Origin of the sequence: Flavisericum labens (assembly GCF_045446075.1) — a bacterium.
Taxonomy (GTDB): Bacteria; Bacteroidota; Bacteroidia; order Flavobacteriales; family Flavobacteriaceae; genus Flavisericum; species Flavisericum labens.
On the sequence record NZ_JBJJBQ010000005.1, the window covers coordinates 213,392 to 233,115 of the forward strand.

The window sequence follows — 19,724 nt, forward strand, 5'->3', positions numbered from 1 at the left end:
TAAAATCTAACAACATCCTCCGCCGTCGTAATGAAAGGTAGACTCGCTTATAAAAATATCGTCCCTCTTAAGTGAATCCAAGGCTCCAGCTGTTTTATCGCAAATAGCCAAGGGTTGGTTTTTGAGTAAAACATGCCCTTTGTTATCATCAAAATAATCGCTTTCACCGAAATAGATTGCTGCTTTTCCTGTAAAAATGCATGGGCCGTCGGTTGGCATAGGGTCTTTTATGGCAGCTACTTCAATGGATTCGATGTAAATTAATTCATCTGTCGGGTAGTGCTTTGGGTCTAAAATCCTGTAAGGTTTTCTGGCTCTTATTTCGATGGTGCCAAAGCCGGCATCGGTTAGTGCTTTTACATAATCTTTTATGGGAAGGCTACCGCTTAGGCATAAAGCCCGCAGTCGCTCATCGTTGCGCAGCGTTTCGTTCATGGCTTGCTCACATGTGGGGTCGCTCATTACTAATTTGCCATGTGGTTTTAAAACACGGTACATTTCTGCAATGGCTTTTTTTAGGTCTTCGGCTTTAAAAATGTTAAACAAACAGTTCTGTGCCGCAACATCAATACTGTTGTCTTTCACGGGTAAATTTAAGGCATCTCCCTTTTTTAAATTGACAAACTCACTTTTAAACCAATCATTCTGTTTTTCGGCTTCTTTGAAATTTTGGCGTGAAGCCTCCAACATTTCATCAACTACATCAACACCTACAACGCCATTTTTTGTTCTGTTAAAATAAGAAAATTGCAAAAGTTCCATGCCGCCACCAACTCCTACATAAAGCATTTTTGGGTTGTTTGATAAATCACGTGCATGCACTGTAGAGCCACAACCATAATTCATTTCCTGCATGATTTTCGGGATTTTTAATCCAGGTAATTCCCATATGGGATTGGTGGTGCAGCATAACCCAACATCAGGTGTTAATGCTGCTTCTTTATAGACGTCGAATGTGGTTTCTAAGTAGCTCATGTTTTAAGTTTTTTGTCATTGCGAGCAATAAAAGAGGTGGCAATCTTTTGATGGGATTCCCACACTTCGTTCGGAATGACGTTATAAAGTCTCAATAAGTTGATGGAATATTTTTACTAAATGCGGTTCTGCTTTTTCGGCACTGGCAATAATATCTTTGATGTCAACAGGTTCTAGGTTTTCTGGGTCGCATTCATCTGTTAAAACTGACACGGCAGCTACTTTTAATTTTAAATGATTGGCCACAATTATTTCCGGCACGGTGCTCATGCCCACAGCATCGGCACCAATAAGTTTTAGCATGCGGTATTCTGCCCGGGTTTCAAGCTGTGGTCCAACCACACTGGCGTAAACACCTTCGTGCAATTTAATATTATTGGCCTTGGCAATGGTTTTTAATGTTGAATTGATTTCAGCATCATAAGGTGCGCTCATATCGGTAAAGCGTTCACCTAAAAGTTCAACACCTTTAAAAGCTAATGGTGAACTGCCCTGAAGGTTTATGTGATCCTCAATAAGCATTAATTCACCTTTTTTGAAATCTAAATTGATAGCACCGGCGGCATTGGAAACCAAAAGGGTATGGATGCCCAACTTCTCCATAATGCGCACTGGGTATGTTACATCCTGAAGTGAGTAGCCCTCGTAAACGTGAAAACGTCCCTGCATAACTACAACAGTTTTATCTGCGATTTTGCCATAAATGAGTTTTCCTTCGTGAAATTCTACCGTTGCCGTTGGGAAGTTAGGGATGTGGTTGTAGCTTACTTCGCTAATAATGTCGATGTCTTCAACAAGTTGTCCTAAACCTGTACCGAGAATAATGCCTATTTCAGGTTTTTCGAAATCTTTCCCTTTAAGATAATTTACTGTTTCTTCAATAACTTTAATCATGTAAATGCTTTATTTTTTCTTGTAATTTTAAATTTAATTGATAAAATTTTGAATCGATTAAATCTTCAAAGGTATCAATGTCGTTTAAGGTTTCTAAAGTAGTAAAAGTTATGTTGTTTTCTCTTAACTGTTTTAATGTTTCTGTTAGCAAATGCGGTTGGCTCCACGGCTTATTTTCAAAAATAAACGGATGCATTTTGCTGAGACCGATAAGGTAGTAGCCACCATCTTCGGCAGGGCCAAAAACAGTTTCATGCTGGTTTAGACTTTTTAATCCTTGGTTGATGTGGTGCGATGAAATTTCGGGTAAATCTGAACCAATTAAAACGATGCGTTCGTAACCATCTCGAAAGCCTTTTTTAAATGCATTGTGCATGCGTTCACCCAAATCTTTACCTTCTTGAACCGCTTTGTACGCGTCTTTCCATTTGGTGTTGACGATGGCATTAGAAAAGTAAATATGAATATCGGCCGATAGCTTTTCCGTAGCTTTTTCGGTTACTTTTACCAGTTCGCTATATACCTCAAAAGCGCCTTGGTTGCCAATGGTTTTGGCCAATCTGGTCTTTACTTTTCCTAGTTTTATGTTTTTCACAAAAACGATTACCAGTTCTTTATTCATAAACTTTTATGCCTTTTTTTAACCATTTTCCCCATGCTTTTGAAAAAACATGTACGCTGTCGGTTTGTTTTTCATTGGAATTGTAAACCGGTAAGTTGTTGTTTTTCCATTCAAAAATACCGCCATATAAATTTTGAACATTGTTATAGCCCGCTTTTTTTAGCTTAAAGGCAATATCTTCAGAGCGAATTCCCAATGAACAATATACCACCACTTTTGAATTTTTTTCGGGTACTTTTTCTTTAAATTCTTCGAGATTAAAAAAATCGTAACCAATATGTATGGCATTTTTTAAGTGGCTCGTTTTATATTCATATACTTCTCTAGCATCCAATAAAACAACTTGGTTTTGAATGGTGTCGAGAACATTAACGGCAATATAGGGAATGCTGTCGCTGTTGTGTTTATTCAATAGTTTCTCAAGCGTTTTTTGCGAAAAACACAAGGCTGACGATAATAAAATAATGTAGGTGAAGAATTGTTTCATGAGTTACGCTACACTTCCTTGGCAGCTACTTCCGGCACCGGCCGTACAACCGTAGCAATGTTGTGAAATAACAATATCCCTTCCTTCCAGAAGCCCTTCGTTGTATTCTGAAATGTGTTTTACTTTACTGTTTATACCCAATTCGAGCATTTGGTTAAAATCGCAATCATATAAATAACCATCCCAACTTACCGACAGTGTGTTGGTACACATTACATTTTCAACCGCCATGGGATTGTAAGCTTCTACCAAAGCGTACATATAGTCTTCATAATTTTCTGAGGCGATTAAATAGTCTAAAAACCTAGAAATAGGCAGATTGGTAATGGCAAAGAGGTTGTGGAAATGAATATTGAAATCGTCTTTTAATGCCTTTTTAAAATCTTTTTCCATGGAAGCTTGGTCGCCTGGTAAAAACGCCCCTGACGGATTATAAACCAAATCTAAACGTAAAGTGCTATCTGGCATGCCGTAGCCTACGCTATTGAGCATTTTTAAGGCTTCAATGGACGTGTTAAAAACACCATCACCCCGCTGTTTGTCTGTTTTTCCACGAGTCCAGTGGGGCATTGAGCTCACTACATGCACATTGTGCTTTTTAAAGAATTCGGGTAAATCATTATATTTTTTGTTGGCTTTTATGATGGTTAGATTGGAGCGGACAATAAAATCTTTTATACCAACTTTTGAAGCCTCATCAACAAACCAACGGAAATTGGGGTTCATTTCTGGCGCGCCGCCTGTTAAATCGAGTGTGTGGGCACCAGTACTTTTAATGACTTCCAAACATTGTTGCATGGTTTCGCGCGTCATGATTTCCTTGCGGTCTGGGCCTGCATCCACATGGCAGTGGGTACAAACTTGGTTGCACATATAGCCTACATTGATTTGAAGAATTTCAAGCTTTTTGGCCTTTAAAGGAAATTGCCCTGTTTCATCAATTTTGTTTTTAAAAGTGGGTAAATCACCACTTTGAAAAATGCCATTAGACAGAATTTCAAGCTGTTTGTTGCTATTTGCTAGGGCGCTTTCGCGTTTATGTAAAGATTTTGTTGCCATTAATTGTTGTGTTCTTTTCGAGTTGGGTTTTACGTTAGGGATTGAGGCATTTGTTGAAGCTCCCCGACGAAGGAGGGAGCGACTGCCGAAAGCCCGACCCTTGTGGTAACGCCCAAACTTTAACCATCTAATTTATTCACTTTATTCATCATTTGTACGCCATGCACCAATGACGCACCACCACGAATGGCACTTGCCACATGCAAAGCTTCCATCATTTCTTCTTTGGTAATGCCACGTTGCAAACCGTCTCCGGTATAGGCGTCGATACAATATGGGCACTGAATAGTGTGCGCAACGGCCAAGGCAATCAAGGATTTTTCTCTTGCTGTTAGTGCGCCTTCTTCAAAAACTTTGCCGTAATACTCGAAAAATTTGTCGCCCAGTTCTTGATTCCAGTCGCTTATTTTTCCGAACTTTTTAAGGTCTGCTGGGTCGTAGTATGTTTTTTGCATAAAGATATTTTTGTCTAAAATATATAAATCTGTTGGTTTAAGTCGGTATGAAAATGCAGACTTAACAGAAAATCAAGTTTTTTATGCCTTAAATAAGATTGATGATAAATTGGAATGCTTGCAGAAAATTGATTAAGAAGTTGATAGAAGTTAACAGTGCTCCGAAATTTTTTTCAATTAATTGGTTATAACTACTTTTTTAATAGTGGTTTGGTTCTGGTAATTAATAACCAAAAAGTATATGCCTGATTTTAGATTATTTCGACTAATCTTCAATTCGTGTAAGCCTTGGTTTTGGAACCCATTAAAAAGGCTGTTTATTTCTGAACCGACTGTGTTAAATATTTTAATGGAAATATTTGATGCTTGGCTTAATTGGTATTTGAATGCACTGGTTGAGTTTATAGGATTGGGAGAAATTTTACCAAATAATTTAATTCTGCCGCTCTCCTTTGTTCCTAATACTTTATCGACTGTCATAAACTCTTCGGGAGGTAAGGCATCATGAGTAACTTTTACAGAGTGAATAGCCCCTTTAAACCAAGACACTTGGTTTAGTCTAACGCCCAATGAGGTATGGCCAGAACTAACTTCTTGGTAGTTTACATGGCCTTCCAATTCTTTTGAGCCGTTAACATAATGTTCCATAGTGCCGTTTTTATAAACCAAAGCCGCGTGCATCCAATTATCTAAACTATGCACATATGAATAATCCAACAAAGCTTGATTTGATGCGCCAGATTTTATAAATGTATCTAAACTCCAGTTTTCATCGTTGTTGTTTCTCAGCTCTATAAGAATTCTGTTATTGTCATCTTGTTGGCAATGCAAAAATCGTTGCTCGGTTCCTCCGCCCGAGTAGGGTTTAAAAATTATTTCAACAGTGAAAGCCGTAGCTCCTGCCATAGGATTATTGTCTACTATTAGTCCATCGGAAATTCCGTTGAATTCAATGGCCTTGCCAAGTTCTGTTTCAATTATCTGTGGGTTTCCAATAACTTGAACACTACTACCTCCAATTTCGGTAAGATTGTCAACATGCCATGTTACATTAGTAGTTTGGGCGTTGGAAATGAAAAATACTAGTGTCGATAAAACGAGTAGAAGTTCTTTTTTCAAATTAATAGGTTTTCAAATGTTAGCTGATTTCAGCAAAGTTATGGGATTGTTTAATACTAATCTCTTATCAAACTACGCGAAATCACAATTTTTTGAATTTCGGAAGTGCCTTCGTAAATCTGTGTGATTTTGGCGTCGCGCATTAAACGCTCCACATGGTATTCTTTTACAAAACCATTACCGCCATGTATCTGGACAGCTTCAACGGTGTGGTCCATGGCTACTTGCGAGGCGTAAAGTTTAGCCATAGCGCTACTTCTGTCGTAGTTGTTGCCTTGGTCTTTGTCCCAGGCCGCTTTCATTACCAACAAACGAGCGGCTTCAATATCGGTATACATATCGGCCAACTTAAAGGCAATGGCTTGGTGGTTGCAAATTTCGGTACCAAACGCTTTTCGTTGCTTAGAATATTTAAGAGCTAGTTCGTAGGCGCCCGACGCAATTCCTAAAGCTTGTGAGGCAATACCAATTCTTCCTCCAGAGAGGGTTTTCATGGCAAAACGGAATCCAGAGCCATTAGTGCCAATGCGCTGCGATTTGGGTACTTTTAAATCGTTAAATTGAAGGGTGTGGGTGTCGCTACCACGGATGCCTAATTTATCTTCTTTGGGCCCCACGTGAAAACCTTCCATACCTTTTTCAATAATAAAAGCATTGATACCGTGCGAGCCTTTATCTCTATCGGTTTGTGCAATGACAATATAAACATCGGCACGACCACCGTTGGTAATCCAGTTTTTGGTGCCGTTAATAAGGTAATGGTCGCCTTTGTCGATGGCTGTGGTGTGCTGGGATGTCGCATCGCTCCCGGCCTCGGGTTCGCTTAAACAAAATGCGCCAACAAACTCGCCCGTAGCCAACTTAGTTAAGTACTTTTCTTTTTGTTCTTCGCTACCGTAAGCTTCGAGGCCGTAGCATACCAACGAATTATTTACCGATACAATTACCGATGCCGATGCATCAACCTTAGATAGTTCTTCCATAATGAGCACATACGATAAGGTGTCCATGCCACTTCCGCCGTATTTGGGGTCGACCATAACACCCAAAAAGCCTAAATCTCCCATTTTTTTGACTAGCTCGTCTGGAAATTGTTGTTTTTCATCACGTTCAATAACACCAGGAAGCAGTTCATTTTGAGCAAAATCTCGAGCAGCATCTCTAATCATTAAGTGTTCTTCTGAAAGGCTAAAATCCATAATTGATAAATATTTTGTGTTTTTGATAAAAAATATTTACAAATATAGCTTTTTGTTGTTAATTTTTTAATGGCTTTGTTATTTTTGTCTGGTATGAAAAAAAACGAATATCATGTGGTTGGGGTTATGTCGGGAACCTCTTTGGATGGAATCGATTTAGTTGAAGCCAATTTTTATTTTGATGATTCATGGCGATTTGAAATAGTTCGTGCTGAAACCATTTCATATAACAAGAAGTGGCAACAAAAGTTAGCTGGACTTGTATCGCTTTCATTGGAAGAGTTGCGTGGTATCGATAAGGGTTACACCGTTTTTTTAGCCGAAGTAATAAAAGATTTTATCAAAAAAAATAATATCAAAAACATTGATGCCGTCTGCTCCCATGGTCATACGGCGTTGCACCAGCCCGATAAAAAACTAACGCTTCAAATCGGAAATCTACCGAAAATTACGGAAATTTTAAATGAAACTGTAGTTTGCAATTTTAGGGCTCAGGATGTTGAGTTGGGGGGGCAAGGGGCACCTTTGGTGCCTATAGGTGATAAGCTTTTGTTTCCTGAATATGATTATTGTTTGAATTTGGGAGGTTTTGCCAATATTTCAACCGAAATGAACAACGAAAGAATAGCCTATGATATTTGCCCAGTAAATATTGTTCTGAACCATTACGTAAGGGAATTGGGTTTCGGTTTTGATGATGGTGGGCAAATTGCTTCAAAAGGAGAGGTGAATACATTGCTTCTAACCGAACTTAATGCGCTTGATTTTTATGCAGAAAAACCGCCAAAATCTTTAGGTTTAGAATGGGTGAAGAAAACGGTTTTTCCATTAATAGATAATTTTGAATTGGAGACAAGAGATATACTGAAAACTGTTGTTGAGCATATTGCAATTCAAATATCTTCGCAAATTGCTTCAAAAAATAATGCAACTATTCTAATAACGGGTGGTGGTGCCTACAATACGTATTTAATCAATCGAATTAAAAGCTATTCTGAACAAAATATAGTCATTCCAGAAAACAAAGTCGTCGAATTTAAAGAAGCCCTTATCTTTGGTTTTTTGGGGGTTTTAAAACTCCGTAATGAAGTGAACTGTTTTCAAAGTGTTACTGGGGCTTCAAAAGATCACAGTTCGGGGGAGGTATTTCTTCCTTAATATTTATGTAAGGGATGCATGTGGTCGCAAGAGACATTTATAGCACCGTAGCACTTTGGCAGGTGGGGTATTACAATATTAAGACGTTTTCAGTAATATCATCAAAATAGAGGCGCTAAACCTCCTGCGGCTTCTATGTCGAACAGGGACAAGGATTACTGATTTATATCGTTTTCGTTTTTTAATTTGGTGAAATTCGCTGGTTTATTTGTCTGTAATAATTTTTTTATACTATCTTCTTCATTAAATAAGGTACTTATATATGCGAATTTAATCTTAAAGGGCTTATAGTTTTTTTATATTTGTTACCGTAAAAAATTTAATTTTCTATAATAATGAATCAGTTGTAGCTAAGATTTAATACACTTTCAGGAAAAATTAAACAGAAAGAGCAATCAATTGATTAGAAAATAGGAATGAAAACATTATTAAAAAGGTACGAAAACAAAGCGCCCGAAATAGTTTTTAACTGGAAAGATTCCGAAACAGAAGCAGAGGGCTGGGTGGTTATAAATTCATTGCGTGGTGGTGCTGCCGGAGGTGGAACAAGGATGCGCAAAGGCTTGGATTTTGACGAGGTACTGTCTTTGGCAAAAACCATGGAAATAAAATTTACGGTTTCTGGTCCGCCCATCGGAGGGGCAAAATCGGGTATTAATTTTGACCCGAACGACCCAAGAAAAAAGGGTGTTTTAGAGCGTTGGTACGCCGTGGTATCGCCATTGCTAAAAAGTTATTATGGTACCGGTGGCGATTTAAATATAGATGAAGCCCAAGAGGTTATACCAATTACAGAGGAGAGTGGTGTTTGGCATCCTCAAGAAGGAGTCTTTAATGGGTATTTCAAGCCTACAGAAGCCGATAAAATTAATCGAATCGGACAGCTTCGACAAGGAGTTATAAAAGTGATTGAAAACCCGTTGTATTCACCAGATGTATCCAGAAAATATAAGGTGTCTGATATGATTACAGGTTTTGGAGTAGCTGAGGCCGTAAAACAGTACTATAATATTTACGGAGGTTCTGTAAAAGGTAAACGAACCGTTGTGCAAGGTTTTGGTAATGTAGGAGCAGCAGCGGCCTTTTATTTGTCACAAATGGGAGCTAAAGTAGTTGGGATTATCGATTCCGCTGGTGGATTGATTAATGAAGATGGTTTTACATTTAATGACATAAATCATTTTTTTCTTGCTAAAAAGGGTAATACTTTAGTGGCCGAAAATTTAATTCCTTTTGAGGAAATCAATGAAAAAATATGGTCTCTAAAAACCGAGATTTTTGCACCCTGTGCAGCTTCAAGGCTTGTAACCATACATCAAATAGACGAAATGATTGATAGCGGACTAGAAGTAGTGTCTTGTGGTGCCAATGTGCCTTTTGCCGATAAGGAAATTTTCTTCGGACCTATTATGGAACATACCGACTATAAAGTAAGCCTAATTCCAGATTTTATTTCAAATTGTGGTATGGCAAGGGTTTTTGCTTATTTCATGGAGCGCAAAGTACTCATGACAGACGAAGCGATTTTTAATGACACGTCGAACAGAATTAAGGAAGCGATACAGAAAATTTATAATAAAAATAAATTAAAAACAGAAATTAGTGCAACAGCTTTTGAAATTGCATTAAAACAAATTATCTAACACTAAATTATATGGAATCAGCAATTATCTTGGTATTTGTTATGGGCTATTTAGCCATCACTCTAGAACACAGTATTAAAATTGATAAACTTATACCAGCTTTGGTGATGATGGCCATTTGTTGGGCGTTAATTGCTTTTGGTATTGATAGTTTTCCGCAGTGGTTCGATTCTGGTAAGCACGCTTTATTGGAGAATTTTGGTCTTTTGGGCCATGAAGAAAAGATGCATCTCATGGAAGAAACCCTGTTGCATCATTTAGGAAAAACCTCAGAAATTCTGGTGTTTCTTTTAGGTGCTATGACCATCGTTGAAATTATTGATTATTTCGACGGTTTTTCAACAATTAAAGGGTTTATAAAAACAAAAAAGAGAGGCAAGATACTTTGGATTTTTGCAATTTTGGCATTCATTTTATCTGCCATTATAGATAACCTAACAGCAACTATCGTACTAATTTCTATCCTTCAAAAGATTGTGAAAGATAGAGACGTGCGTATTTGGTACGCCGGTTTGATCATAATTGCCGCCAATGCCGGGGGTGCTTGGTCGCCAATTGGAGACGTTACAACCACCATGCTTTGGATTGGTAATAAAGTAACCACAGGGCATTTGATAGGATATTTATTAGTACCATCATTTTTATGCATGGCTGTACCAACATTTATAGCTACGTTTTTACCAGCTTTTAAAGGTGAATTAGAGGTGCCAGAATCAGATAACAAAACGAAACCTCGTTTTAGTGCCACCATGTTGTACTTAGGATTGGGCGCTATTGTGTTTGTACCTATTTTCAAAACAGCTACGCACTTGCCTCCTTATGTAGGAATGATGTTGTCTTTGGGGATAGTTGCTACTTTTGCCGAGATTTATAGTAGCTCTAAATTTAGCATGACCGAATACGGCGCTGAAGAAAGTGAATTGCACGCACACCACAGCCCTGTTCATTATTCTCTTTCAAAAATAGAATTACCAAGTATTTTGTTTTTCTTGGGAATTTTAATGGCGGTTGCAGCTTTAGAGTCGTTGGGTATTTTATTCGGTTTTGCGGCGTCATTACAAGAAAATATGCCGATGTTAGGTACAGAGATTCATCCTGGAGGACATGAAGGCGTTTCAGATATAGTGGTTTTATTACTTGGTGTTGGCTCGGCCATTATTGATAACGTGCCTTTGGTGGCCGCGAGTTTAGGTATGTTTCATGAGCCCATGGATAACGAGTTATGGCACTTTATTGCTTACTCGGCCGGTACAGGTGGTAGTATGTTAATTATTGGTTCTGCAGCTGGCGTTGTGGCCATGGGAATGGAAAAAATAGATTTTTTCTGGTACTTGAAAAAGATTGCTTGGTTGGCCTTTATTGGCTTTATAGTGGGGGCTGCAGCATTTATGGTAACCAGAACATTGTTCTAAAACCTGCAGTTTAACGATATTTAAAATGGAAAGATTTGTGTATTTTACAAATCTTTCCATTTTTGTTTATGTAAATAATACTTAAAATAATTTTTATTATACTTTAGCGAAAAAACAAGCGTTATACAGTTGCATTAAATTAATAATATATGCTTAATACATTGATACAAAACACACAAGAAGGTGTAGAGGTGCCTCTAGATGGTGAATCTGTTGAAAAAACACTCTCAATAATTGAATTAATTAGTAGTGGTGGTGTAGCCGGACAAGTAATAATTGCCGTTCTGTTTTTATTGCTGGTTGGTGCCATTTATATTTATTTTGAACGCATTTTTGCAATAAAAGCAGCATCAAACGTTGATGCCAATTTTATGAATCAAATTAAAGATCATGTGAGTAATGGTAAAATTGATTCGGCCCAAATACTTTGCGCTCAGGTTAATTCACCCGTTTCTCGATTAATTGGCAAGGGGATTTCCAGAATAGGCAAGCCTCTCGCCGATATCAATACAGCCATTGAAAATGCAGGTCGATTGGAAATATACGGTTTGGAAAAAAACATTAGTATTTTGGCAACCATATCGGGTGCTGCTCCAATGATTGGATTCCTTGGTACGGTAATTGGTATGATTTTAGCCATATTCGAATTGGCTAATGCTGGAGGAACCATAGAAATGGACGTATTGGCAAGCGGACTTTATACCGCCATGACCACTACAGTTGCCGGTTTAATTGTAGGTATTGTAGCCTATATGGCATACAACCATCTGGTAGTGAAAACCGATAAAGTGGTTTATAAAATGGAAGCCAATTCGTTAGAGTTTTTAGATCATCTAAACGAACCAACATAGTATGAATTTTAGAGGAAGAAATAAAGTTACACCAGAATTCAATATGTCGTCCATGACGGATATTGTATTTCTGCTCCTTATCTTTTTTATGATAGCTTCTACTTTGGTAACCACTAATGCCATCGATATTTTATTGCCAAAGGCCAGTGGGAAAACCGAAAACAAAAAATCGGTAGCGGTGAGTATTAAAAAAGATTTGACCTACTATATAGACCAAAAACGTGTTGGTGAAAGTGTGTTGGAAAACGAACTGTTAGCCTTGCTTTCTTCAGAAGAAAAACCTACCATTGTTTTGCGTGCTGAAAAATCTGTACCCGTTGAAAATGTAGTAAAGGTTATGGATATCGCCAATAGAAACAAATTCAAGGTGATTTTGGCAGTAAAGCCGAAGTAAATAAACTTGTTACCTAATATTTTACTTCAAGAAGTTTAAAATGATGAAGTACTTTAAAACCAAACATGAGAGAAACTCAGCGAAATTAACCGCTTTAATTACGGTTATTATCATATTGCTGTTGTTTGTGGTTGGAACAAAGTATATGGATCCACCAGAAGAATATGGTGTTGCCGTTAATTTTGGTAATTCCAAAGTTGGTAGCGGAAATGTTCAGCCTACAAAACCTGTGAAATCAGAGTCTAAAAAAATAGAACAGCCACCTCAACCAGATGTTTCTAAGTCAGAACCAGAACCAGCAAAATCTTCAGAAGTAAAAGAAGAAGTTTTAACAGCTGATAACGCCGAAGAAATTGCCATAAAAAAACAAAAAGAGGCAGAAGCCAAGGCTAAGGCCATTGCAGAGGCCAAGGCAAAGGCAGAAGCGGAAAGAATAGCCAAAGAAAAGCGTGAGCAGGAAGAAAAAAAGAAAAAACTGGACGCCCTAATAGGTGGTGTAAGTAAATCTGAAGGTACAGAAACGGGCAGTGAAGGTAACGACAGCCAATCTGGAGATAAAGGCCAATTGGACGGCAACCCGTATGCGCCGAGCTATTTTGGTGGACAAGGCACAGGGAGTGGTGGTGTTGGTTATGGATTAAATGGTCGGGGAAGGGCTTCGTTTAAGAGATTGAAACAAGATTGTAACGAGTCTGGGATGGTAATCGTGAAAATAATTGTTAACCAGAGTGGTAATGTTATTGAGGCCGTTCCTGGTGTAAAAGGCACTACAAACACGGCGCAGTGTTTACTCGAACCAGCTAAAAAAATAGCTTTATCCCATAAATGGCCTTCCGATTCCAAAGCGCCTACGCGTCAAATCGGCTTTGTGAGTGTTAACTTCCAATTAAGTCAGTAATTAAAAATGACATACCAAAACACATTGGACTGGATGTTTTCGCAACTTCCCATGTACCAGCGTCAAGGTAGCGTGGCGTTCAAAAAAGATTTATCGAACACACTAAAACTTTCAAACCACTTAAATTTCCCCGAGAGGAATTTTAAATCCGTTCATGTTGCAGGTACCAACGGAAAGGGCTCTACGAGCCATATGTTGGCATCGGTTTTACAAGAGGCAGGCTACAAGGTGGGTTTATATACCTCGCCACATTTAAAAGATTTTAGAGAGCGGATACGGATTAACGGAGAGCCGGTTAGAGAAGAATTTGTTATCGGTTTTATTGAGCGGAACAAACCGTTTTTTGAAGAAAACCGATTATCATTTTTTGAAATGACCATCGGTATGGCGTTCGAATATTTTTCTGAACAGAAAGTCGATATAGCTATTGTGGAAGTCGGTTTGGGTGGCCGATTGGATTCTACTAATATTATCACACCTGAGGTCTCGGTTATTACCAATATCGGGCTGGACCACACCCAGTTTTTAGGAACTACACTTAAGGAAATAGCGTTTGAAAAAGCGGGTATTATTAAACCTAATATTCCATTGGTTATTGGTGAAACACAAAATGATACGACACCTGTCTTTAAAGAATTAGCGGAGAAAAACGACTCTGAAATTGTATTTGCAGATAGTGTATCCCATGATTCGTATAAATCAGATTTGGTGGGGAGTTATCAGCAAAAAAACATTAAAACCGTAGTAGAAACCATTAAGGTTTTACGAAGAAAAGGATACCATGTTTCTGAAGAAAACCTAAAGACGGGTTTGTTGAATGTAGCTAAAAACTCAGGTTTGCTAGGGCGCTGGCAAGTTTTAGGGGTCAGTCCTAAAGTGGTTTGCGATACGGGTCATAACCGCGAAGGCTTAACGCTAGTGATGCAACAGATAGCAGAAGAATCTTTTAAAAAACTACATGTTGTTTTTGGAGTGGTTAACGATAAAGATTTATCTTCAATAGTAGATTTATTACCCAAAGAGGCCACGTTCTATTTTTGTAAACCAGATATTCCCAGAGGCTTGGATGCTGAAAAATTAAAAGACATATTTTTTGAATATGGCTTAAAAGGAAAGGCTTATAATTCAGTTAATGAAGCTTATAAAACAGCAGTAAAACAGGCCAATGAAAACGATTTTATTTTTGTTGGTGGCAGCACATTTGTGGTAGCCGAAATAATTTGAAATTTTATTAAAAAAGTTTTTGCAATATTAAAAACTAGCTTATATTTGCACACGCTAACAGCAAGGGCGCGTAGCTCAGTTGGTTCAGAGCACTTGGTTTACACCCAAGGGGTCAGGGGTTCGAATCCCTTCGCGCCCACTTTAATAGTTCAAAGGAAAACAAAACCTTGCATATCTTATTGATTTGCAAGGTTTTAATGTTTTAGGGCATTCATTTAATTTGGTTTGATTTTATATGTTTTGGTCTGCAATTCGGTTAGTAAATTTTTTCTAGAAAAGTGTTAACCGAATAAGGTTGCAACTATTTGAATTACAATGTTTTGAGGTTTGGCTTTCGTAGGTGATTTTCGTTTAATTTAACACAAAACCTATGAGAACTCGGTCAACATTTTCCATCAGCTTTTGGATAAGCACTTCTAGAAGAAAAGATGACACTGCAAAAATTTATGCTCGAATAACTATTGATTCGCAGCGGGTGAACTTAAGCCTGAAATATACTATTCCAATTGATGTATGGGACAGCAAAGCTTCAAGGGTAACTGGGCGCTCCAATGAAGCTCAACAAATAAACAACTATTTAAAGGAAGTCGAATCTGAACTTTTTCAGTGTTATAGGGAGCTGCGTTCAACTGCACCACATGTTACTCCCCAGATGGTCAAGTCCAAATATTTAGGAGAAGATGAAGGTCAGATGACCTTAACTGCGCTCTTTGAGTATCATAACAATCATAGTGCCCATCTTTTAAGTAAGGCTACAATTAGTCACTATAAGACCACTCAAAAATATTTACTTAAGTATATTAAGAAACAATACAAAAGCAATGATTATAAATTGTCTTTGTTGAACCACACTTTCATTGTTGGTTTTGAGACATTTTTGCGAAAATTACATCCAGCACATTATCATGGCAAGTTGTCCAATAACGGGGCTATGAAGCATATTCAACGGCTTCGAAAAATGACAACGATGGCCGTTCATAATGAGTGGCTTGAAAAAAATCCATTTCAAAAGTTCAGAATTAGAATGGAAAGAAAAGAGCGCGAATACTTGACCTTGGAAGAACTTCAGAGTATTCAAGAATATTGCACTCCTATAGAACGATTGCGGATTGTAAAGGATTTGTTTGTGTTTAGTTGCTATACGGGTATTGCTTATTGTGATGTAATGAATCTTGGAGAGGATAATATCGTGATGGGTATTGATGGAAAACATTGGATAAGTACTAAAAGGCTTAAAACAAAAAATACTTTTAAGCTTCCTTTGATTGGACCAGCCTTGTCTATTATTAAAAGATATCACTACCACCCCAAACGAAAAGAAGGTAGTTTGTTCCCTAAAATATCCAATCAAAAATTGAATAGTTATTTAAAGGAGGTGGCAGATGCCTGTGAAATAAACAAAAACCTCACTTTCCACATGGCCAGGCATACCTTTGCTACAACCGTTACTTTAAGCAATGGAGTACCTATAGAGACTGTTTCCAAAATCTTAGGGCACAGTCATCTGTCTACGACCCAGATTTATGCACGGGTATTGGATAAAAAGATAAGTGAAGATATGAGTAGTTTGGAATCAAGGTTCGAATCCAATATTTTAGGTTCGAATCCATTAGAAAAGACAATTCAACATTAATTTAATGGGGGGCTATAGTCGATTTGAAATCTACTAAATTAAGTTCAATAAGAAGTTTTTATCACACAATATCCCCGCAAGTTAAACCCGTAAAATACTTCCGTCAAAAGACTTCGGCATAAATCCGGCGTCCTCTCCCTCGCTTGTTTATTCCGATTCCTTTTGAGCCAAGATTTTATCTTCCGTTTGGTCCGCTGCTCAAATATTGTTTAACTAAAATTTGAGTATTATGACAACAAAAGCAAGTACCCCAAGAAAGCGCAGGAGCGGAAAGGCGGCTGCCAACAAAGTACTGAACGGCAAAGGAGCCCAAGTTCTCCAGATCCAGGAACTGCCCATGGGCAAAATTGAGCCCGATCCCGGACAGCCAAGGAAGACCTTCGATGAAAAGTCCCTAGGCCTGCTTTCCCAAAGCATCAAGGAACATGGCGTGCTCCAGCCCATCACGGTCAGGGAATCCGGAAAGGGCTTTACCATCGTCATGGGCGAACGCCGCTACCGGGCCAGTAAGCTGGCCGGAAAGAAAACGATTCCCTGCATGGTCCGCAATTATGGGAGTGGGGATGTCCTCGAAGTCCAGATCATCGAGAACCTGCAACGGAAAGATGTGGAGCCTACCGAAGAAGCGGAGGCCATTGCCTATCTGCATGAAAAGCATTCCCCGGGCGAAATCGCAAAGCGCCTGGGGCGGACGGACAATTTTGTTCGGCAACGGTTGAAATTGGCCGGACTGATAGACGGTTTCAAGCAGTATGTACGTAATGGGGAGATGACGATATCCTTGGGTGTGGCCGTGGCCCTTTTTGAACCGGAGGAACAGCAAATGATGCTGGAGGCCATGGACGGTGAATTCAACGCCAATAGGGTAAAAAGAATGGTCGAGGAACAGACCTATGACCTACAGAATGCGCCCTTCGATGTTTCGGACAAAGCATTGGCACCAAAAGCGGGTGCCTGTACCGAATGCCCGTTCAATGCCGCCAATCAGGGCAACCTGTTCGGCGAGGGCAAGATGGTATGCACTAGGTCGGCCTGCTTTGAATCCAAAAAGTCGATGTCCCTTATGAAACTGATTGAGAGGTGCAAAAAAGAGAACAGGCTGTTCATCCCCGAGATACGGAAATATTGGCTCGATGACGAAAACAACCGGGCCATCGTTTCACTGCTCGAAAACAAGGGGCTGAAAGTCCATTTGCTGGACGAGGTGAAGACCATTGAAGCACCCGTGGAACCGACCATGGGTTCGGTAAGGCACGAGCACCGTTTCTACGACTATACCGAGGAAGAGCTAAAAGTCAAATTAGAGGAAGCCCTCGAAGCTTATCGAGAGCAATTGGCAAGCTATGGTGAGGCAGAAGCGAACGGATATGCAAAGGGTATTCTTTTCCATCCTAAATCCTACCAGAAAAGGGAGGCCTTTGTAAAAGTAATCGAGCCTTCCGGAAATGGCCAGAATACCAGTTCCGTACCATTCGATAAAAAGAAAATGGGCGATTGCACGCCGAAGGAGCAGATCATCAAAATGAACCTGCGCGAAAACCGCAAGAAGCAGATAGAAAACAACAGGCAGTTTGAGGAAGTGACCAAGATGATCAGGGAAACCGACTATGTGGATATGAAGAAACCGCTTTCGGTGGATGAAATGGTGGCCATATCGATTTCGCTCCTCGAAAACAATGTGGGCTATGGGGGCGAGGAGAAATATTTTTCGGATCTGTTCAAGGGCACGGCAGAAATGACCGAGGCCGAAACCGTCGAGAGCTTCCGGAAAAACTTCAAAAAGGAAACGTTCCACAGGCTCATCCGGTTCATGATTGCCAAGCAGGTGCGTTTTGGAGAGAGCAACCATACCAACGACCTGACGAACATAGCGTTTTATAAAGCCGCACAGCGGTATTATGGAAAAGAGATGGCGGCTATCGAAAAGGGATATGCCGAAAAACGCGACAAGCGAGAGACACGCCTGAAGGAGCGTATCGCCGTCCTAGAAAATAAAATCCAGGAACACGGTGATTAGCATTTGTTGTCAGTAGGAGAGGTCGGCATCCGTGCCGGCCTTTCTTTTTTTGTTCAAAACACTTAAATGTCGCTTATTTGCAACATAATTATTATATTTATCGTTAATAAGCGACAATATGAATTCAAAGAAAGCAATAATACTTCCAAAATATCAAAAGATATTTGATGGTGTCGGTGAAAATATCAAACTGGCACGTAAGCGCAGAAAGTTGACCATGGAACAGGTTTCGGAACGAGCAGGCATACACCGTGCCACGCTGCATCGCATTGAAAAGGGTGACCCTACTGTGGCCATAGGTATCTATTTCAATGTGCTCAAAGTGTTGAATCTTGAGGGCGATTTTTCAAAAATTGCCCAAGATGATGAATTCGGTCGCAAACTTCAAGATTTGGATTTATTATAGGTATGGCACAGGGGAAATTTGATATTTATGTGTATGCGGATTGGATTGGTCTAAATGGTCCGGTTCAAGTAGGGGTGCTGTCGGCACATTTTGCGAAAGCTAAAAAAGCGTTCAGTTTTGAATATAATAAAAATTGGTTGGAAAAGGGTCTTTATCAAAACCTGGATCCAGATATTGCATTCTACTCTGGGCCACAATACCCTACTGACAAGGAAAATTTTGGAATATTCTTGGACAGTATGCCCGATACTTGGGGGAAGACGCTGATGAAACGCCGAGAAGCCCAAAACGCAAGGGAACGTGGAGAGAAGGCTAAAACACTTTATGAAATAGATTATTTGCTAGGGGTTTATGATGTAAGCAGAATGGGAGCATTGCGTTTCAAGAAGGATGTTGATGGTCCGTTCTTGGATGATGATGACCGCAACCCTACACCACCTTGGTCGTCCCTTGGCGATTTGCAAGAAGCCGTAGAACAATTGGAAAGCGATACCCAAAATGATGAAATAAGGCAATGGTTGGCTGTACTGATAGCTCCAGGCTCGTCTTTGGGCGGTGCGCGACCAAAGGCAAATATTTTGGGAAAGGATAAGAGTCTATGGATTGCCAAGTTTCCTTCTAAAGCAGATACGGTGGACAAAGCGGCTTGGGAATTTTTGGCCTATAAATTAGCGACCGCCTGCGGTATAGAAATGGCCGAATCAAAAATTGAAAAGATTTCGGGCCCTTATTACACCTTTCTCACCAAACGATTTGACCGTTCAGTAAATGGACGAATTCATTTTGCGTCGGCGATGACAATGACCGGGAACAACGAGGAAACGCTCAAAACCCAAACGGCAAGTTACCTAGATATCGTTGACGTCATCGAGAATTACGGAACCAATGTAGAAGCCAATTTACATCAGCTATGGCGTAGGATAGTCTTCAACATCGCCATATCGAACACGGACGATCACCTGCGTAATCACGGATTCATCCTAAACGAAAAAGGCTGGAAGCTATCGCCAGCTTATGACTTGAACCCATCCATTGAAAAGGACGGGTTGGCACTCCATATCGATATGGATGATAATGCCCTGGATTTTGAATTGGCGAAGAGTGTTGGGGAATTTTTTAGGTTGAACGAAGATGAAATGGATGCCATCATCAATGAGGTTATTACTGTGGTCAAGAATTGGAAGGTGATAGCTAAGGGAATTGGAATTGCTAATAAAGAAATCTTATTGATGGAGCCTGCTTTTAATACTGAAACTTATAATTAAAGGAAATGAATTA

Annotated in this window: 19 protein-coding genes and 1 tRNA gene; 12 read left to right on the plus strand and 8 right to left on the minus strand. The window is 39.4% G+C overall.

All coding sequences use genetic code 11. The features are described 5' to 3' along the window. Positions 1-6: 6 nt before the first annotated feature. From arsM to ACIEHO_RS10610, 8 genes are all read right to left on the minus strand, one after another. On the minus strand, positions 7-975 hold the full coding sequence (arsM, locus tag ACIEHO_RS10575) for an arsenosugar biosynthesis arsenite methyltransferase ArsM (protein WP_406971451.1): 969 nt from the start codon (positions 973-975) through the stop codon (positions 7-9). An 81-nt stretch (positions 976-1,056) separates the two neighbouring features. Next, positions 1,057-1,869, minus strand: coding sequence for a purine-nucleoside phosphorylase (locus tag ACIEHO_RS10580; protein ID WP_406971453.1), 813 nt, complete (start codon positions 1,867-1,869; stop codon positions 1,057-1,059). Further along, positions 1,862-2,491 carry a TIGR04282 family arsenosugar biosynthesis glycosyltransferase gene (locus ACIEHO_RS10585; RefSeq protein WP_406971455.1) on the minus strand — a complete coding sequence of 210 codons (630 nt, stop codon included), beginning with the start codon at positions 2,489-2,491 and terminating at the stop codon, positions 1,862-1,864. The genes ACIEHO_RS10580 and ACIEHO_RS10585 overlap by 8 nt, the downstream gene beginning before the upstream one ends. Then, complete coding sequence (locus tag ACIEHO_RS10590; RefSeq protein WP_406971457.1) at positions 2,484-2,978, minus strand: rhodanese-like domain-containing protein; 495 nt, start codon at positions 2,976-2,978, stop codon at positions 2,484-2,486. The genes ACIEHO_RS10585 and ACIEHO_RS10590 overlap by 8 nt, the downstream gene beginning before the upstream one ends. Positions 2,979-2,981: 3 nt before the next feature. Continuing rightward, positions 2,982-4,037, minus strand: a complete 1,056-nt coding sequence (arsS, locus tag ACIEHO_RS10595; RefSeq protein WP_406971459.1) for an arsenosugar biosynthesis radical SAM (seleno)protein ArsS — start codon at positions 4,035-4,037, stop codon at positions 2,982-2,984. A 119-nt stretch (positions 4,038-4,156) separates the two neighbouring features. Next, positions 4,157-4,492: an arsenosugar biosynthesis-associated peroxidase-like protein gene (locus ACIEHO_RS10600; protein WP_406971461.1), complete on the minus strand. Its 336-nt coding sequence runs from the start codon at positions 4,490-4,492 to the stop codon at positions 4,157-4,159. A gap of 177 nt (positions 4,493-4,669) precedes the next feature. Further along, positions 4,670-5,611: a LamG-like jellyroll fold domain-containing protein gene (locus tag ACIEHO_RS10605; RefSeq protein WP_406971463.1), complete on the minus strand. Its 942-nt coding sequence runs from the start codon at positions 5,609-5,611 to the stop codon at positions 4,670-4,672. A gap of 56 nt (positions 5,612-5,667) precedes the next feature. Then, the gene (locus ACIEHO_RS10610; RefSeq protein WP_406971465.1) at positions 5,668-6,810 is read right to left on the minus strand and encodes an acyl-CoA dehydrogenase; all 1,143 of its coding nucleotides are present in this window, start codon (positions 6,808-6,810) and stop codon (positions 5,668-5,670) included. 93 nt (positions 6,811-6,903) lie between these two features. Between ACIEHO_RS10610 and ACIEHO_RS10615 the strand changes: the two genes are divergently transcribed. The 12 genes from ACIEHO_RS10615 to ACIEHO_RS10670 all read left to right on the plus strand — a co-directional run bounded on the left by ACIEHO_RS10615 (position 6,904) and on the right by ACIEHO_RS10670 (position 19,711). Next, positions 6,904-7,968: an anhydro-N-acetylmuramic acid kinase gene (locus ACIEHO_RS10615; RefSeq protein ID WP_406971467.1), complete on the plus strand. Its 1,065-nt coding sequence runs from the start codon at positions 6,904-6,906 to the stop codon at positions 7,966-7,968. A 416-nt stretch (positions 7,969-8,384) separates the two neighbouring features. After that, on the plus strand, positions 8,385-9,611 hold the full coding sequence (locus ACIEHO_RS10620) for a Glu/Leu/Phe/Val dehydrogenase dimerization domain-containing protein (RefSeq protein ID WP_406971469.1): 1,227 nt from the start codon (positions 8,385-8,387) through the stop codon (positions 9,609-9,611). Between the two features lie 11 nt (positions 9,612-9,622). Then, on the plus strand, positions 9,623-11,023 hold the full coding sequence (nhaD, locus tag ACIEHO_RS10625) for a sodium:proton antiporter NhaD (RefSeq protein WP_406971471.1): 1,401 nt from the start codon (positions 9,623-9,625) through the stop codon (positions 11,021-11,023). Between the two features lie 149 nt (positions 11,024-11,172). Continuing rightward, on the plus strand, positions 11,173-11,874 hold the full coding sequence (locus ACIEHO_RS10630) for a MotA/TolQ/ExbB proton channel family protein (RefSeq protein WP_406971473.1): 702 nt from the start codon (positions 11,173-11,175) through the stop codon (positions 11,872-11,874). 1 nt (position 11,875) lies between these two features. Then, the gene (locus ACIEHO_RS10635; protein WP_406971475.1) at positions 11,876-12,268 is read left to right on the plus strand and encodes an ExbD/TolR family protein; all 393 of its coding nucleotides are present in this window, start codon (positions 11,876-11,878) and stop codon (positions 12,266-12,268) included. Positions 12,269-12,311: 43 nt separating this feature from the next. Further along, the gene (locus ACIEHO_RS10640) at positions 12,312-13,166 is read left to right on the plus strand and encodes an energy transducer TonB (protein WP_406971593.1); all 855 of its coding nucleotides are present in this window, start codon (positions 12,312-12,314) and stop codon (positions 13,164-13,166) included. A gap of 6 nt (positions 13,167-13,172) precedes the next feature. Then, complete coding sequence (locus ACIEHO_RS10645; protein ID WP_406971477.1) at positions 13,173-14,390, plus strand: bifunctional folylpolyglutamate synthase/dihydrofolate synthase; 1,218 nt, start codon at positions 13,173-13,175, stop codon at positions 14,388-14,390. A gap of 64 nt (positions 14,391-14,454) precedes the next feature. Next, positions 14,455-14,529, plus strand: a tRNA-Val gene (locus tag ACIEHO_RS10650). Between the two features lie 231 nt (positions 14,530-14,760). Further along, entirely contained in the window at positions 14,761-16,023 is a 1,263-nt protein-coding gene (locus ACIEHO_RS10655; RefSeq protein WP_406971479.1) for a site-specific integrase, read from the plus strand. Between the two features lie 229 nt (positions 16,024-16,252). Then, the gene (locus ACIEHO_RS10660; protein ID WP_406971481.1) at positions 16,253-18,040 is read left to right on the plus strand and encodes a ParB/RepB/Spo0J family partition protein; all 1,788 of its coding nucleotides are present in this window, start codon (positions 16,253-16,255) and stop codon (positions 18,038-18,040) included. Positions 18,041-18,158: 118 nt separating this feature from the next. Further along, positions 18,159-18,446, plus strand: a complete 288-nt coding sequence (locus tag ACIEHO_RS10665; RefSeq protein WP_406971483.1) for a helix-turn-helix domain-containing protein — start codon at positions 18,159-18,161, stop codon at positions 18,444-18,446. Between the two features lie 2 nt (positions 18,447-18,448). Then, positions 18,449-19,711 (plus strand): type II toxin-antitoxin system HipA family toxin, encoded by a 1,263-nt coding sequence (locus ACIEHO_RS10670; protein ID WP_406971485.1) that lies wholly within the window; start codon positions 18,449-18,451, stop codon positions 19,709-19,711. Positions 19,712-19,724: the final 13 nt, after the last annotated feature.